General features: G+C 52.3%; 12 protein-coding genes. 9 read left to right on the forward strand and 3 right to left on the reverse strand.

The window, feature by feature from the left end; genetic code table 11:
* Positions 1-9: 9 nt before the first annotated feature.
* Complete coding sequence (locus ACO0LM_RS02655; RefSeq protein ID WP_423034094.1) at positions 10-1086, reverse strand: cell division protein ZipA C-terminal FtsZ-binding domain-containing protein; 1077 nt, start codon at positions 1084-1086, stop codon at positions 10-12.
* Positions 1083-4607 (reverse strand): chromosome segregation protein SMC, encoded by a 3525-nt coding sequence (smc, locus tag ACO0LM_RS02660; RefSeq protein ID WP_423034096.1) that lies wholly within the window; start codon positions 4605-4607, stop codon positions 1083-1085. Before smc ends, ACO0LM_RS02655 begins: the two co-directional genes overlap by 4 nt.
* Before the next feature lie 424 nt (positions 4608-5031).
* On the opposite strand from smc, the gene dapC reads away from it, so the two are divergent.
* The 7 genes from dapC (at position 5032) to ACO0LM_RS02695 (ending at position 12990) form a co-directional block, all read left to right on the forward strand.
* Entirely contained in the window at positions 5032-6270 is a 1239-nt protein-coding gene (gene dapC / locus ACO0LM_RS02665) for a succinyldiaminopimelate transaminase (protein ID WP_423034098.1), read from the forward strand.
* 70 nt (positions 6271-6340) lie between these two features.
* Positions 6341-7168, forward strand: coding sequence for a 2,3,4,5-tetrahydropyridine-2,6-dicarboxylate N-succinyltransferase (gene dapD / locus ACO0LM_RS02670; RefSeq protein ID WP_423034100.1), 828 nt, complete (start codon positions 6341-6343; stop codon positions 7166-7168).
* A 43-nt stretch (positions 7169-7211) separates the two neighbouring features.
* A complete protein-coding gene (locus ACO0LM_RS02675; protein ID WP_422982216.1) occupies positions 7212-8354 on the forward strand; it encodes a PilT/PilU family type 4a pilus ATPase in 1143 nt (380 codons plus the stop codon).
* A gap of 99 nt (positions 8355-8453) precedes the next feature.
* Positions 8454-8825, forward strand: coding sequence for an ArsC family reductase (locus ACO0LM_RS02680; RefSeq protein ID WP_423034102.1), 372 nt, complete (start codon positions 8454-8456; stop codon positions 8823-8825).
* Positions 8826-8827: 2 nt separating this feature from the next.
* Positions 8828-9955 carry a succinyl-diaminopimelate desuccinylase gene (dapE, locus tag ACO0LM_RS02685; protein WP_423034104.1) on the forward strand — a complete coding sequence of 376 codons (1128 nt, stop codon included), beginning with the start codon at positions 8828-8830 and terminating at the stop codon, positions 9953-9955.
* 34 nt (positions 9956-9989) lie between these two features.
* Positions 9990-10892 carry a 50S ribosomal protein L3 N(5)-glutamine methyltransferase gene (gene prmB, locus ACO0LM_RS02690; RefSeq protein ID WP_422982222.1) on the forward strand — a complete coding sequence of 301 codons (903 nt, stop codon included), beginning with the start codon at positions 9990-9992 and terminating at the stop codon, positions 10890-10892.
* Between the two features lie 112 nt (positions 10893-11004).
* The gene (locus ACO0LM_RS02695; RefSeq protein ID WP_423034106.1) at positions 11005-12990 is read left to right on the forward strand and encodes an ATP-binding cassette domain-containing protein; all 1986 of its coding nucleotides are present in this window, start codon (positions 11005-11007) and stop codon (positions 12988-12990) included.
* A 64-nt stretch (positions 12991-13054) separates the two neighbouring features.
* Here the strand turns inward: ACO0LM_RS02695 and ACO0LM_RS02700 are convergent, their stop codons facing one another.
* Positions 13055-13873, reverse strand: a complete 819-nt coding sequence (locus tag ACO0LM_RS02700; protein WP_423034108.1) for a zinc-dependent peptidase — start codon at positions 13871-13873, stop codon at positions 13055-13057.
* Positions 13874-14069: 196 nt separating this feature from the next.
* Here ACO0LM_RS02700 and ACO0LM_RS02705 point away from each other — a divergent pair, with 196 nt between their 5' ends.
* The gene (locus ACO0LM_RS02705) at positions 14070-14297 is read left to right on the forward strand and encodes a DUF6500 family protein (RefSeq protein WP_423034110.1); all 228 of its coding nucleotides are present in this window, start codon (positions 14070-14072) and stop codon (positions 14295-14297) included.
* Between the two features lie 106 nt (positions 14298-14403).
* Complete coding sequence (locus ACO0LM_RS02710) at positions 14404-15519, forward strand: NADH:flavin oxidoreductase/NADH oxidase (protein ID WP_423034112.1); 1116 nt, start codon at positions 14404-14406, stop codon at positions 15517-15519.
* The last annotated feature ends 53 nt before the right edge of the window (positions 15520-15572 follow it).

Consider the following 15572-nt stretch of genomic DNA (forward strand, 5'->3'; position numbering starts at 1 on the left):
TTCGTTTATTCAGCTAAATAGTCGTTGCGCCCGCAAGGAACCTGCCGGTATCTGTGCTTCAGCCATGGCAGCATAAAACTCATTGACCTGCCCTGCAATTTCATCCAGCGCCAGTTTGGAGATAGGCTGATTGCCATCGTCCACCACGGTACCGCCAAGACGGGTAGACAAAGAACGTGCACAGGCAGCCATGGCACCAAAGCCATCCCGCGCCGGCGACACGCAAGGCACATCCAGCAACAGAGTCAGGCGTGAAGTCATGGTCTCGCTGACGCTGACATTGGTCGACAGGGTGAACAGGCTGCCACCATCGCCATCAGGCATCATCAAACGGCCATCCGGACGCTGGTCAAAGCCCATTTTCTCCAACGCTGCCAGCAAGGTGTTCAAGGCCCATGGCGCACCATTGGCGGCGATATTGACGCTCAGTTGCGCATCATGCTCGGCGACAAACTGATGCAGTTCACGTGCATTGATCATGACCTTGTTCATGTCCGGGATATCGGAATGCGCATTCAGGTTGTCTGCAATGGCACGCAGTTTCATGATGAATTCTGAATATTCGAGTTCATTCAGCGGGCCGCTGCGACTCACCATCTGCACACCGGCAAACAAGCAGGTATAGGCACCACCGACGGCGATCACATCTCTTTCGCCGCTATGACTCTGACCGATGAAATGGACAGGTTTTTTACCTACATATTTCAGGTCAGCGATTTCTGCCAGGATTTTTTCGCCACGCACTGGCGTTTCAAATTCCAGCGGGATGACGCAATCGATCAATTCATCGACCGGCAATTCTTTTTCCTGCACTACCGGTACATGGTCCGCATCACCTTGATCATGAGACGACATGTCTGGCGAGGCTGGTAGCCCTTCCACGCTGACATCACCATCCATCACCGGCTCATGCCGGACGATACTGTCTGCCGGTGCATCGGGATGCATGAGCACATCGTCATGTCCATCACCGAACGCATTTTCTACGGTTTTTTTTGCCTTGTATTCTTGCCACTTGTTAAAAATAATGACGCCGACTACCAGCGTCCCACCAATTACCAATAAACTGATTTGTAGATCTGTCATGCTGCTTGAACCTCAGTAGCAAAATTGACGGCAGACTCCATATCCACCGCCACGATTCGTGAAACCCCCTGCTCCTGCATGGTGACACCAATCAATTGTTGTGCCATTTCCATCGCAATCTTGTTGTGGGAGATAAATAAAAACTGTGTGTTGGCAGACATGCGTTTCACCATATTGCAGAAACGCTCGGTATTTGAATCATCCAGCGGCGCATCCACCTCGTCCAGCAAGCAGAAAGGTGCAGGATTGAGCTGGAACATGGAAAACACCAGAGCCGTTGCCGTCAGCGCTTTTTCACCGCCAGATAACAGATGGATGGTTGCATTTTTCTTGCCTGGTGGCTGCGCCATGACTTGCACGCCAGAATCCAGGATTTCATCGCCGGTCATGATCAGCTTGGCCTGACCGCCACCAAACAGAATAGGGAAAAGTTCGGCAAAATGGTGATTTACCTTGTCAAAGGTATCCTGCAACAGGTCGCGTGTTTCCATATCAATCTTATGGATGGCATCCTGCAAGGTGGTGATCGCCTCGGTCAGGTCGGCATGCTGGGCATCCAGGAAAGTCTTGCGCTCGGTCGCCTGCGACAATTCGTCGAGAGCCGCCATGTTCACCGCCCCCAGTGCAGCAATGGCATTGGTCAGGCGGGTGACCTCACCCTGCAAATACGAAGGTTTGAGATCATCATGCAATTTTTGCGACAAGGCTTCTTCATCGACTTCAAAATTGCGCAATTGTTCTGAGAATTGTTCCTGGCTCAAACGCGCAGCCTGTTCTTTCAACTGCAGTTCAACGATGCGGTCACGCTGTGGCTGCAGGCTGCGTTCTACCTGCATCTTGGCTTCTTCATGATGACGCAATTGCTGGGTCAGTTGATCCAGCTCATGGCGCGCATTCGCCAGTGCTCTTTCTTGTTCGCTACGGCGATCCAGCAAGTCTTGCAAGCCAGCCTGGGCGGTCTGGTCATCCATGGATTCCAGTTCCAGTTGACCTTGCTGCATGCTGGCAAACAATTGTGCAGATTGTTCGAGTGCAGTCGCAATACTGCGGCGCAATTCTTCCATCTTGCTGCGATGGGATTTCTCTGCAAAAGCAGCTTCCTGCGCGGCCAGTTCAAGGTCACGCAAACGCTGCCTGGCATCATTCAGTTGCTGTTCTTTTTCCAGGTAAGCGGTCTGACCTTCTTCATGGGTTTCCTGCAGTTCAGCCAGGTCCATGTCCAACTGTTCAAATTTTTGCTCGGACTCGGCACGAATCTGCTGCTGTTCAGCCTCTTGCGCGGCGATCTCTGCCAGGTCACTACCGATCTGCGTGCTGCGCTGGTTAAAGCGTTCCTGCACTTCAGACAATTTCATGAATTCAATTTGCAGGCTATGGGTAGTCTGGGTCAGGCTGCCCACACGTTGGCGCAAATCCTGCAGTTGCTGGGTCGCCTGGGTATACGCAGATTCAGCACGGACAGCGCGGGTCTTGGATTCATCAGCCAGCATGTGCTTGGCGCGACACTGCTTGGTGATATTTTCTATCTCTTGCTGGCGTGCCAGCACGCCATCCTGCTCGGAATCCGAGGCATAAAAACGCACACTGGAACGGGCAATCACATGCCCCTGCTTCGTAATAAAGCAGGCACCAGCCGGCAAGTTCACCCTGTCCATAAAGGCAGAGGCAATATCCTCGGCAATGTAGACCTGATGTAACCAATCCTGCATCAGGCCACGCACCCCGGCGTCATTGAGTTGCAATAAGTCGATGAAGGGTTTGAAGCCGGCAACAGGCACGACCGTATCAGCCATGAAGGTGGGTGCGCAAACGGCCAGCTTGGCAGGCGGCGCATCACCAAAAAAGGCTTTGGCCCAGTCCAGATTCGACATTTCCAGCGCGGCAGTACGTTCACGCAGTATGGATTCCAGTGCGGTTTCCCAGCCAGCTTCGATATGCAGTTTTTGCCAGATCTTGGGCAAGCTGCTCAATTCGTGTTTTTCCAGCCATGGCTGTACCTTGCCCTGGGTCTGGACTTTTTCCTGCAATTGCTTGAGCGCCAGCAGGCGCGCTTCCAGTTGCGCATATTCGGCGGCATCCTGGTTCACTTGCTGTTGTGCCTGCTTGCGTTCGTCTTCCAGTACTGGTAAGCGCTCTTGCGCCTCTTCCAGTTGCATGCTGAGTTCTTCCAGCACTTGCTTTTTTTCTTCCAGTTGCATGGACAGATTGTCCAGGTGGGTAGTGTCTGGCAACACCAGCCCCTGCTTTTCCTGCATCAGGCGTTCGCGTCTGGAGGTCAGGGTATTCAAAATATTCGAGGCATTGCGCTGATGAGCAGATTCCAGCTCTATCTGCTGCTGCATCTGCATGATCCTGGCACGCGACTCGGTCGTTTTCAATTGCGATTCACGCCATACCTGCTCCATGGCGGGTAATTTATCCTGTTGCTGCTGGCTGACTTCCAGTGCCTGCTCGGCACGCATGGCCAACTCTTCTACCTGGATGTCAGCTTCAGACAAGTCATCCTGGAATTGCCGGCTCTGGTTCTGCCATTGGTCGCGTTGCGCGGTCAGGGACTGCAATTGCGACTGTAAACGACTGCGCGACTCGATGACAAACTTGATTTGCGCTTCCAGGCTGCCGATCTCGGCATTGGTCTGATACAGATGACCTTGCGCCTGGTGCATACGGTCACCGACTGCATAATGCGTCTGGCGCATCTGATCCAGTTCCAGCTCTACGTGACGCAATTTGGCGGTGTGTTCTTCCAGGTCCAACTGGGTTTTTTCTATCTCGGCGAAATGCTTTTTCTGCTCGTTTTCTGCTTCTTTTTTACGCAGCAACCACAGCAGTTTTTGTTTTTCTTCCTGATCGGTCTGCAATTCGCGGAATTTATTCGCAACCACTGCCTGCGCACCCAATCTGTCCAGATTGTTATTCAATTCACGCAAGATATCGTCGACACGCACCAGGTTTTCATGGGTGTCGTGGATACGGTTTTCAGTCTCGCGGCGGCGTTCTTTATAGCGCGATACGCCGGCTGCTTCTTCCAGGAAAATCCGCAATTCTTCAGGGCGTGCTTCAATGATGCGCGAAATCATGCCCTGGCCGATAATCGCATAGGCACGCGGGCCCAGACCGGTACCGAGGAAAATGTCCTGGATATCACGGCGGCGCACCGGTTGTCCGTTGATGTAGTAGGTAGAAGTACCGTCGCGCGTCAGCGTACGCTTGACGGCAATTTCACCATATTGGCTCCATTGACCGGCAGCTTTGCCCATGCTGTTGTCAAAAATCAGCTCTACCGATGAACGACCAGCGGGTTTGCGATGGGTGGAACCATTGAAAATTACGTCCTGCATGGATTCGCCACGCAACTCTGACGCTTTTGATTCGCCCAAAACCCAGCGTACGGCATCGATAATATTCGACTTGCCGCAACCATTCGGGCCGACTACACCCACCAACTGGCCAGGAACCTGAAAATGAGTGGGATCGACAAAAGATTTAAATCCCGACAATTTAATAGAAGTTAATCGCACTTTGTTTAATTTTATTATCTTTTGCAGTCAAATCTACCGCGTATTCTATGTTTCCCAAGGCTGTATACACAAGCCACCCCAGTGTCGCTGCATCATACCATCGTAAAGGCAAAATTTTTAGTTTTCAAACTTATTACACAATTGGCGCTGATTTATCCCGCCGTGATTCCATGCAATTCCGTGCCAATTCCGTGCATACAGCAACCCCAATCACAGCTTATGCAGGTTTTCGGCAAAACCAGGTGTGAAAGCCCTACTCTGAAGAATGCGCTGGAGGCTATAATACGGATTGCATACTACCTAAGCAAAACCAAATAAAATACCGGAATCCGATAAACGGACCAGATAAATGAGCCATATTAGCGGACCAGATAAGTAGCAAAAAAAGCCTGACCATCGCCATCAAGTTGCCAATAATCAATAAATGACCTTCAATCCCTACCTCAGCAAGTTGCAACCGTATCCGTTCGAAAAACTGAAACGACTGTTTGCCGGTGTCACACCCAGCCCTGCTTACGCCGCCATTAGTCTGGGCATAGGCGAACCCAAGCATCCGACACCCAAGCTGATCACGGATGCATTGATCGCCAATCTGGGCGGCCTGGCCAGTTACCCATCCACTGCCGGCTCTGATGCATTGCGCAATGCAATTTCCGGCTGGATAGCCCGCCGCTACGGCATACCGGCACCAGATCCCGTGACGCAGATCTTGCCCGTCAACGGTTCACGCGAAGCCTTGTTTGCCCTGGCACAAACCGTCATCAACCCTGCTGCTTGCCAAGATGGCCAGGACGACCAGGACGGTTTGCCTTTGGTGGTATGCCCCAACCCGTTTTATCAGATTTATGAGGGTGCCGCCTACCTGGCCGGTGCCGAACCGTATTTCGCCAATGCTGATCCGGCGCGCAATTTTGCGCCTGACTATAAAAGCATACCTGACAGCATCTGGAAACGGGTACAACTACTGTACATCTGCTCACCCGGCAACCCGACCGGTGCCGTGTTGAACCAGGATGACTGGGCCGAACTGTTTGCCCTGTCAGACAAATATGATTTTGTCATTGCTGCCGATGAATGCTATTCGGAAATCTACTTCAAGACAGAAGCGCCGCTGGGCAGCCTGCAGGCAGCACGCGCGCTGGGCAGGGACGACTACCGCCGCCTGATCACCCTTTCCAGCTTGTCAAAACGCTCGAATGTGCCTGGCATGCGCTCTGGCTTCGTCGCTGGCGATGCAGAACTGATCAAGCAGTTCCTGCTGTACCGGACTTACCACGGCAGCGCCATGAGCCCCAGCATACAGGCTGCCTCAGTGGTCGCCTGGAACGACGAAATCCATGTGCAGGAAAATCGCGACAAATACATCCGCAAATTTGCCCAGATCACCCCGGTCTTGCAGGAAGTGCTGGAAGTCAGCCTGCCCGACGCCGCCTTTTACCTGTGGGCCAGGGTCCCGGACAAGCTGGGTATGTCAGACACGGAATTCGCCCGTCGCCTCTACGAGGAATATAATGTTACAGTTTTGCCGGGCAGTTATCTGGCACGTGAAGCACATGGCATCAATCCGGGACAGAATCGCCTACGCATGGCGCTGGTGGCCGAGCCAGAAGAATGTCTGGAAGCAGCACAAAGAATTGTCAGTTTTTGCAAAAAACATGCTTAACCAAAAACTGGGCCTTACACTGCAACGCACGCGCAACATTTCGTTTATTTAATCATCTGAAGATATCAACATGACTCAACAATTACAGCAAATCATCGATCAGGCCTGGGACGACCGCAGCAATTTCTCTCCTAAGTCCGCTCCTGCAGAAATTCGGGAAGCAGTTGCCCATGTATTGAGCGAACTGGATACTGGCAGCCTGCGCGTAGCGCAAAAAATTGATGGTAGCTGGCAGGTCAATCAATGGATTAAAAAAGCGGTGCTGCTGTCTTTCCGTCTGGAAGATAATATCTGCATGCCTTCTGGCGACCATATGCAGTTCTTCGATAAGGTGCCGACCAAATTTGCCAATTACACGGCTGAAGACTTCGTCAAAGGCGGTTTCCGTGTAGTGCCACCAGCAGTTGCACGTCGCGGCAGCTTTATCGCCAAGAATGTGGTGTTGATGCCTTCTTATGTGAATATCGGCGCGTATGTCGATGAAGGTGCCATGGTTGATACCTGGGCCACCGTCGGTTCTTGCGCGCAAATCGGTAAGAATGTGCATTTGTCCGGCGGCGTTGGCATCGGTGGCGTACTGGAACCCATGCAGGCCAACCCGACCATCATTGAAGACAATTGTTTCATCGGCGCTCGTTCTGAAGTCGTCGAAGGTGTCATCGTGGAAGAAAATTCCGTGATTTCCATGGGTGTATATATCGGCCAGTCCACCAAGATTTATGACCGCGCCACAGGTGAAGTCAGCTATGGCCGTGTGCCTGCTGGCTCCGTCGTGGTATCTGGCAACCTGCCATCTGCTGATGGCAAATACAGCCTGTATTGCGCAGTGATCGTGAAACGTGTTGATGCACAAACACGCTCAAAAACCAGCATCAACGAATTGCTGCGCGGCGTCTGATTGCGTCTTTTGATCAATTTATAGTTCAGAATAAGGAAACATCATGGCAGCGATGGAGAGATTATTTCAACTGATGAAAGAGAAACATGCATCCGACATGTTTTTTGCGATGAACTCGCCTATTCATCTCAAAATCAATGGCAATCTGCTTCCTATCAACCAGCAAAAAATGGATCAGGCAAATATCCTGTCACTGTTGAGTGAAGTGATTGCGTCTGACTATATGGAGGAACTGGAAGAAAAAAACGAACTGAATATCGGTATCGGTGCCCCTGGCATAGGCCGTTTCCGTTTGTCGGCCTTCCGCCAGCGCGGCTCGATTTCAGCCGTCTTCCGTTTTGTTCCCGGTGATATCCCTGTATTGAACACGCTGCATTTGCCACCGGTGCTGTCTGAACTGATCATGGAAAAACGTGGATTGATCCTGGTTGTCGGTGCAACCGGATCAGGCAAATCCACCACCATCGCCTCCATGCTTGATCACAGGAATGAAATCAGGACTGGCCATATCTTGACGCTGGAAGACCCGATTGAATATCTGTTCCGCAGCAAGAAATCCATCGTCAACCAGCGTGAAATCGGTAGCGATTCCGAAAGCCTGAAAACTGCACTGAAAAATTCCCTGCGCCAGGCACCCGATTGCATCCTGATTGGCGAAATTCGTGACCTGGACACCATGATGTCGGCGATTGCCTATGCACAATCCGGCCATCTGGTGCTGGCGACGCTGCATGCCAATAACAGTTATCAGGCGCTGAACCGTATCATCAGTTTCTTCCCCATGGAAACCCGGAATGCCTTGTTACTGGATCTGTCATCGTCGATACGTGCCATTATTTCGCAACGCCTGATACGGGCCAAAGACGGTGGCCGCTGCCCTGCGGTCGAAATCATGCTGAATACCCGCTATGTGGCTGAACTGATAGAAAAAGGAGATATCTTCCAGATCAAGGAAGCCATCGAGAAAAGTCTGTCGCCAGGCTCACAGACTTTCGAGCGCGCCCTCATGTATCTGATCAAGGAAGGTCTGATCACCCAGGAAGAAGGCCTGGCCAACTCCGACTCGGCAAACAACCTGTTGTGGCTGCTGAATAACGAAGCACCCGCCAGCGCTGCACCACCGCCTGAGCCAGAACCTGAAAGCAAGGACGAAGCCTCGTTCACGGAATTTACCCTCAACGTGTAGCGATTGAACCTGTAACCCTTGAACCTGCAACCCTTGAAGCTGTAACCCTTGAAGCTGTAACCCTTGAACTTGTAACCATTAAGTAGCGATTAAAGACGTATGACACAGCGCATCACCCTGTTCGGCATTCCGAACTGCGACACAGTTAAAAAAGCCCGCACCTGGCTGCAGGAACAAGACCTGGCATTTGAGTTTCATGATTTCAAGAAACAGGGGCTGAGCCGTGCCGCCATAGAATCATGGCTGGAACATCAAGGTCTGGATGTGCTGATCAACCGCAAGGGCACCACCTGGCGCGCCCTCAGTGATGCAGAAAAAGCTTCTGCTGGCGATACCGAACAGGCTATTGCCCTGATGCTGGATAAACCATCCGTCATCAAACGTCCGGTCATGCTGATCGCCAATGGCGACCAGCAGCAAGTCAATGTCGGGTTTTCTGTGCCGCAATACCAGTCCATTTTCAAGAAATAAACATGAGCAAAACACTTGCCCTGACCGAACAGTTGATTGCACTGGATTCAGTCACACCTGAAGACAAAGGCTGCCAAAACACCCTCATCGCCCTGCTGGAACCGCTGGGCTTCCAGTGTGAAACCATACAGTCCGGTGAAGTCACCAATCTGTGGGCCAGGCGCGGCCATAGCCAGCCCCTGCTGGTGTTTGCCGGCCATACCGATGTCGTACCCACCGGCCCGGTCACCCAATGGCAATCGGCACCTTTTACACCTACCCACAGGGATGGCAAACTGTATGGTCGCGGTGCCGCCGACATGAAAACCTCAATCGCCGCCTTTGTCGTGGCAACAGAAGAATTCATCGCGGCCCATCCAGACCATCAAGGCTCTATCGGTTTCCTGATAACCAGCGACGAAGAGGGGCCGGCCACCGATGGCACCGTGGTGGTGTGCGAGAAACTGAAAGCACGTGGCGAACAGCTTGATTATTGCATTGTTGGCGAACCGACTTCTGTCGACCAACTAGGCGACACCATCAAGAATGGCCGTCGCGGCACCATGTCGGGCAAACTGATCGTCAAAGGCGTGCAAGGCCATATCGCCTATCCGCAACTGGCAAAAAACCCCATTCATCTGGCCGCACCTGCGATGGCAGAACTGGTGGCTGAAGTCTGGGATCAGGGTAATGCCTATTACCTGCCCACATCCTGGCAAATGTCGAATATCCATGCGGGCACTGGCGCATCCAACGTGATACCTGGCGATGCCGTCATCGATTTCAATTTCCGTTTCTCCACCGCCAGCACCGCCGAGGGTTTGCAGCAACGCGTGCATGCCATCCTCGACAAACATGGCCTGGAATATGATTTGAAATGGACGGTCGGCGGCCACCCTTTCCTGACCCCCAAAGGCAGCCTCAGTGATGCATTGGGTGATGCCATACATGCCGAAACCGGCATCACAACTGAGCTCTCTACTACCGGGGGTACTTCTGATGGTCGCTTCATTGCCAAGATCTGCCCGCAAGTGGTGGAATTTGGGCCGCCGAATGCCAGCATCCATAAAATCGACGAACACATAGAGCTGCAATACATAGATCCGCTCAAAAATATTTATCGACGCACCCTGGAAAACTTGCTGACCTGAGCCTCAGCCAGCCACTGGCCGATACGGAAACAATATGACTACACCTGCCACCACCTTTCTGACCCTGCGCGATCTGTTGCGTTATGCCGTCACCCGTTTCAACAAAGAAAAACTGTTCTTTGGCCATGGCAGTGCCAATGCGCTGGATGAAGCAGCTTATTTATTGCTGCATACCCTGCATTTGCCGCTAGACAAGATAGAGCCCTTCCTTGATGCGCATTTATTGCCATCAGAAATAGATGCGGTATTGCGTGTGATCGACAGACGTGCGGTAGACCGCGTGCCCGCTTCCTACATTACCAATGAAGCCTGGCTGGGCACTTACAATTTCTATGTGGATGAACGCGTCATCGTGCCGCGCTCCTTCATTGCAGAACTGATCCCCGAACATTTTTCACCATGGGTGACTGATCCTGAAGCGATCAGCAATATCCTTGAGCTGTGCACCGGTTCAGGCTGCCTGCCCATCATGCTGGCCGATATGTTTTCTGAAGCCCATGTGGATGCTGTCGATATTTCCAAAGATGCGCTGGAAGTGGCAAAACGCAATGTGGCAACCTATGAATTGCAAGACCGCATTACGCTGATCGAGTCAGACCTGTACAGCAATGTGCCGGACAAGAAATACGATCTCATCATCACCAACCCGCCGTATGTGAATTCCGGCTCCATGGCCAAGCTGCCCAAGGAATACATGCATGAGCCGCAAATTGCCCTGGCTGGCGGTGATGATGGCATGGACCTGGTGCGCAAGATCGTCGCCGGTGCTGCACAGCGGCTGACCGAAGATGGTTTGCTGATGGTGGAAATTGGCAATGAACGTGCCTTTGCCGAAGCCGCCTTCCCCGAACTGAACCTGACCTGGTTAAGTACCAGTGCCGGTGATGACATGGTATTTTTGGTGGAAGCCAGCCAACTGACCAATTTCACTGCATAAATCAGTGTAGCGCAGTGTAATAAACATCATGAAGACGGGCAAATTCAGTTTTGCCCGTTTTTCCATTTTTTTGCATCAACAAAACAGTATTACCCCATTACTTTAAGTTTATATGATACGTCTTCAACAAGTCGTCCTGGCGCGCGGCATCAAACCTTTATTTGACAGCGTCGATGTGACGCTCAATCCCGGCGACAAGATAGGCTTGATCGGCTCTAACGGCGCAGGCAAATCCAGCCTGTTTGCCATGTTGCGCGGTGAATTACATCCCGACCAGGGCAGCATTGATTTTCCGGCCAAATGGCAGCTTGCCCACGTGGCGCAGGAAACCCCACCACTCGAACGCAGTGCCATCGATTACGCGATAGACGGCGACGTCGCCCTGCGCAAACTGGAAGCGCAACTGGCCGAACTGGAAGCCCAGCCAGAGAGCTATGACAACGGCATTGCCATCGGCAATATGTACGGTGCACTGGCCGATGCCGACGCCTATACCGTGCGCCCGCGTGCAGAGCAATTACTGCTGGGCCTGGGCTTCAAGATCAATGAACTGGAACAACCGGTTGCCAGTTTTTCTGGTGGCTGGCGCATGCGCCTGAACCTGGCGCAAGCGCTGATGTGCAAATCCGATTTGCTGCTGCTGGATGAACCGACCAACCATCTGGATCTGGATGCCATCATCTGGCTGGAAGACTGGCTGAAGCGTTATGAAGGCACGCTGATCATCATTTCCCATGACCGCGATTTTCTTGACGGCGTGGTGAATGTCATCGTCCACATTGATGAGCGCAAGCTCAAGCGTTACGGTGGTAATTATTCCGGTTTTGAACGCCAGCGTGCCGCCCAACTGGAACTGGCGCAAGGCATGCTGGAGAAACAGACCCGCAAGCGCGCCCATCTGCAATCCTTTATCGACCGCTTCAAGGCCAAGGCATCCAAAGCCAAGCAGGCGCAGAGCCGTATCAAGGCTTTGGCACGTATGGAAGAAATGGCACCTTTGCGCGCTGCTGCCGAATTCTCTTTTGAGTTCCGCGAGCCACTCAGCGCACCCAACCCCATGCTGGTGATGGAAGATGTTGATTGCGGCTATCGTATAGAATCAGAAACCGATCACAGCTTCACCGAGAAAAAAATCGTCGGTGATGTCAAGTTCACGCTGCAAATCGGCCAGCGCATCGGCCTCTTGGGTGTGAATGGTGCGGGTAAATCCACACTGATCAAAACCATCGTCGGCGACATCGCGCCTTTGAACGGCGTCATGCAAACCGGCAAGGGCTTATCAATCGGTTATTTTGCCCAGCACCAGGTCGAAATGCTGCGTCATGATGAATCACCGCTGTGGCATCTGGCGCATATCGCACCCGATGTACGCGAGCAGGAATTGCGCAATTTCCTCGGTGGCTTCAACTTCCCCGGCACCATGGTGAGCAGCCCGATCAAACCATTCTCTGGCGGTGAAAAAGCCCGTCTGGCACTGGCAATGATCGTCTGGCAGCGCCCCAACCTCTTGCTGCTGGATGAACCAACCAACCATCTGGACCTGGAAACCCGCGAAGCCCTGACCGATGCCCTGGCGCAGTTTGAAGGCACCCTGGTCGTGGTCTCCCATGACAGGCATTTGCTGCGCGCCACCACCGATCAGTTCATCATCGTGGCCGATGGCAAGCTGCAACCGTTTGACGGCGATTTGGACGACTACAAAGACTGGCTGTTCAAAAACAAACTGGAAAAAGCCGCCCCTGCCCTGCCAGAAAAAACCAAGGCTCAGGAAGCCGCTTTACCACAAGCCAAGACCATCCCTGTTGCCAAAGTCGACGACAAGGAACAACGAAAACGCGATGCAGATGAACGCCTGCGCCTCGCCAATCTGCGCAAACCGATAGAAACACGCATCAAACGTCTTGAAGAACAGATGGCCAAGCTGAACCTGAAAAAGAAAGACATCGATGTGCAGTTGGAAGATAGCGATATCTACAACGATGCCAACAAGGAAAAACTGAAGACCCTGCTACTCGACCAGGCTTACGTCGTCAAGGAACTGGGGCAGATCGAAGCCGATTGGCTGGAACAACAGGAATATCTGGAAGCAGCAGAGTAATAGCAAAGGGGCGCAAAATGCGCCCCTTGTTTTTATGTATGGCACTAAGAACGTGTTTACGATCTTACACCCAGTCACAGGGGTCAACCCGATAATAACCCTGCAACTGCGCATAGAGTGCAGGATGATAATGCGAAAGATCGCGGCTTTTCTTGAAAAATGCTTCGGTCACGACAGCAAAGAATTCTGCCGGATTGGTTGCACCATAGGGGTCAATGATGGTCGGGATATCGTTGGCAATTGCTTCGTGTAATTGCGCATATTCTCTTTCCATCAGCTCAGACCAGGCCTTATACGCCGCTGCAGACTTCAAAGCCGGGGCACCGTTGGTAGTTCCTGTTTCACTATCGAGTTGATGCGCAAATTCATGCACAACCACATCCTGCCCGCGTGCTTCGGTGTCAGGATTATGCGCAACCTGATCCCAGGCCAGGATCACCCGGCCATCACTCCAGGATTCACCACTCAAGCCCTGGTTGGTATGGGTGACGACACCATCCGTATTCATCTGCGTTCTGGGGGCCACGAATGCCGATGGGTACACCAGCACATGGGTAAGCTGCGGATACACATCCGATTCCCGGTTCAATAGCAAGAGACAAGCCTTGCCGGCAATCGTTACCCTGATTTCATCAGTGATATGCAGGCCACCGCAACCGACAAAGGTCTTTTGATATAAAAATTGACGTATGCGCCGCTTCAATTGCATTTGCAAATCAGTAGGCATGCGTGAATAGCCTGGCAAGTTTTTCCTCAGGATTTTTGAATAATTCAAGGGGAAAGCCTGCGACAGCACATAGCGCAAACGCGCCCGGGGCACCACAAACACCCCCAGTCCCAGCAAGACCAATACAGCAAGTAGCCATTCCATGTTAATGCCCATCAAGGTTGCCGATGCCATAACAAAGACAGCATCCATTTACGTAAAGCAAATGGGCGCAACAAAGACAAAATCAATAGCAAGGGCAAAAAAGTCTGGATTTGGACTAGTCATAGTTATCCAGACAACACACAATGACAACAATACGCCACCTGCAACACTTTGCAGAACTTCCTGATAAATATACAAAGGCCTTTTCATGCAAGATGCATTAAGAAAAAAGATCATTGCAGTATGCGACAACAAAATCAAACAAAAGGGCCAGGATGTCGGGCTATCCTTTTACGCCTTCTTCGCCAATAAAAATGATGACCCGGAATTGCTGATGGAAGCTGCTACCTGGTGGATACTGGAAAACCGATTCGATCATTTTGAAAAAGCAATCAAAATCAGGCAGTTGGTCGCGGCGATGGATAGGGTGGATTGAAGCCGCCAGGCTGGCGCTGACAGCCTGGCGGCAGCAAAGGGAAACTGCGGGCATAATGTATGGAAACCCCTTTCCCCATTGATCTCTACCGCAGGTTTGCAAAATTATGAGCGCCCTCTTTTCCCCTCTCCGTCTTGGATCACTGAACCTGACAAACCGCATCATTATTGCGCCCATGTGCCAGTACTCTGCCGACAACGGTAAGGCCACCGACTGGCATCTTATCCATCTCGGTGGTCTGGCTCTGTCGGGCGCCGGCTTATTGATACTGGAAGCAACCGCAGTCGAAGATATAGGCCGCATTTCTCCTGGTGATCTGGGTTTGTGGTCAGATGAAACCGAGACTGCACTTGGTGAGGTTTTGAAATCCCTACGCAAGCATTCAAACATGCCGATTGCGATACAGCTTGCCCATGCGGGCCGCAAGGCATCCAGCCAGGCACCCTGGCATGGTGGCCAGCTTATCGCGATAGAAGATGGTGGCTGGCAAATGGCCGCCCCTTCAGCCTTAGCCCATGCCAAAGGCGAACGCCCGCCCCTGGCGCTGGATGAAGCAGGTTTACAGCGAGTCAAAAATGCCTTTGTTGATGCCGCCGTGCGGGCCCACAGACTAGGCATCAATGCCATAGAAATACATGCTGCACATGGCTATCTGTTGCACCAGTTCCTGTCACCGATTGCCAATCAGCGTACTGACCAGTATGGTGGCTCAGTGGAAAACCGTTTGCGCTTTCCGCTGGAAGTGTTTGAGGCCGTACGTGCCGCCGTACCCAAAGATAGCATGACAGTTGGCGTGCGTCTTTCGGCAACAGACTGGGTTGAGGGTGGACTGGATGTCGCGCAAAGCAAGCGCTTCGTGCAGACATTGCAAGAGCGCGGCTGTGACTTTATCCATGTTTCCAGTGGTGGTGTTTCGCCGGAACAAAAGATTCCTCTGGGACCTGGCTATCAGGTTCATTTAGCGGAAGAAATCAAGCAGCATTGCAGCCTGCCTGTGATTGCCGTAGGCTTGATCACGGACGCGCAACAGGCAGAGGATATTATCAAGGCAGGCAAGGCGGATGCGATCGCCATCGCCCGCGGGATTTTATATGACCCGCATTGGCCGTGGCATGCAGCCGCGCAATTGAATGCCACAGTGGACGCGCCAAAGCAGTACTGGCGCTCACAACCACGTGATCAGAAAAACTTGTTTGGCGACACCCGCATAGGGCAAAGATAACTAGTGGACTGTAACAGTTGAAACAGAAGTGAAAGACGCTTGCCCGGTGATCA

Source organism: Undibacterium sp. Di26W (assembly GCF_049340265.1).
Taxonomy (GTDB): domain Bacteria; phylum Pseudomonadota; class Gammaproteobacteria; order Burkholderiales; family Burkholderiaceae_D; genus Undibacterium.

What these genes read in the sequence shown, in the direction of transcription:
- ACO0LM_RS02695 (WP_423034106.1), top strand. Translation starts at nt 11,005, where the DNA reads ATGATACGTCTTCAACAAGTCGTCCTGGCGCGCGGCATCAAACCTTTA.
- prmB (WP_422982222.1), top strand. Translation starts at nt 9,990, where the DNA reads ATGACTACACCTGCCACCACCTTTCTGACCCTGCGCGATCTGTTGCGT.
- dapE (WP_423034104.1), top strand. Translation starts at nt 8,828, where the DNA reads ATGAGCAAAACACTTGCCCTGACCGAACAGTTGATTGCACTGGATTCA.
- ACO0LM_RS02675 (WP_422982216.1), top strand. Translation starts at nt 7,212, where the DNA reads ATGGCAGCGATGGAGAGATTATTTCAACTGATGAAAGAGAAACATGCA.
- ACO0LM_RS02655 (WP_423034094.1), bottom strand. Translation starts at nt 1,086, where the DNA reads ATGACAGATCTACAAATCAGTTTATTGGTAATTGGTGGGACGCTGGTA.
- dapD (WP_423034100.1), top strand. Translation starts at nt 6,341, where the DNA reads ATGACTCAACAATTACAGCAAATCATCGATCAGGCCTGGGACGACCGC.
- ACO0LM_RS02700 (WP_423034108.1), bottom strand. Translation starts at nt 13,873, where the DNA reads ATGGGCATTAACATGGAATGGCTACTTGCTGTATTGGTCTTGCTGGGA.
- dapC (WP_423034098.1), top strand. Translation starts at nt 5,032, where the DNA reads ATGACCTTCAATCCCTACCTCAGCAAGTTGCAACCGTATCCGTTCGAA.
- ACO0LM_RS02680 (WP_423034102.1), top strand. Translation starts at nt 8,454, where the DNA reads ATGACACAGCGCATCACCCTGTTCGGCATTCCGAACTGCGACACAGTT.
- ACO0LM_RS02705 (WP_423034110.1), top strand. Translation starts at nt 14,070, where the DNA reads ATGCAAGATGCATTAAGAAAAAAGATCATTGCAGTATGCGACAACAAA.
- ACO0LM_RS02710 (WP_423034112.1), top strand. Translation starts at nt 14,404, where the DNA reads ATGAGCGCCCTCTTTTCCCCTCTCCGTCTTGGATCACTGAACCTGACA.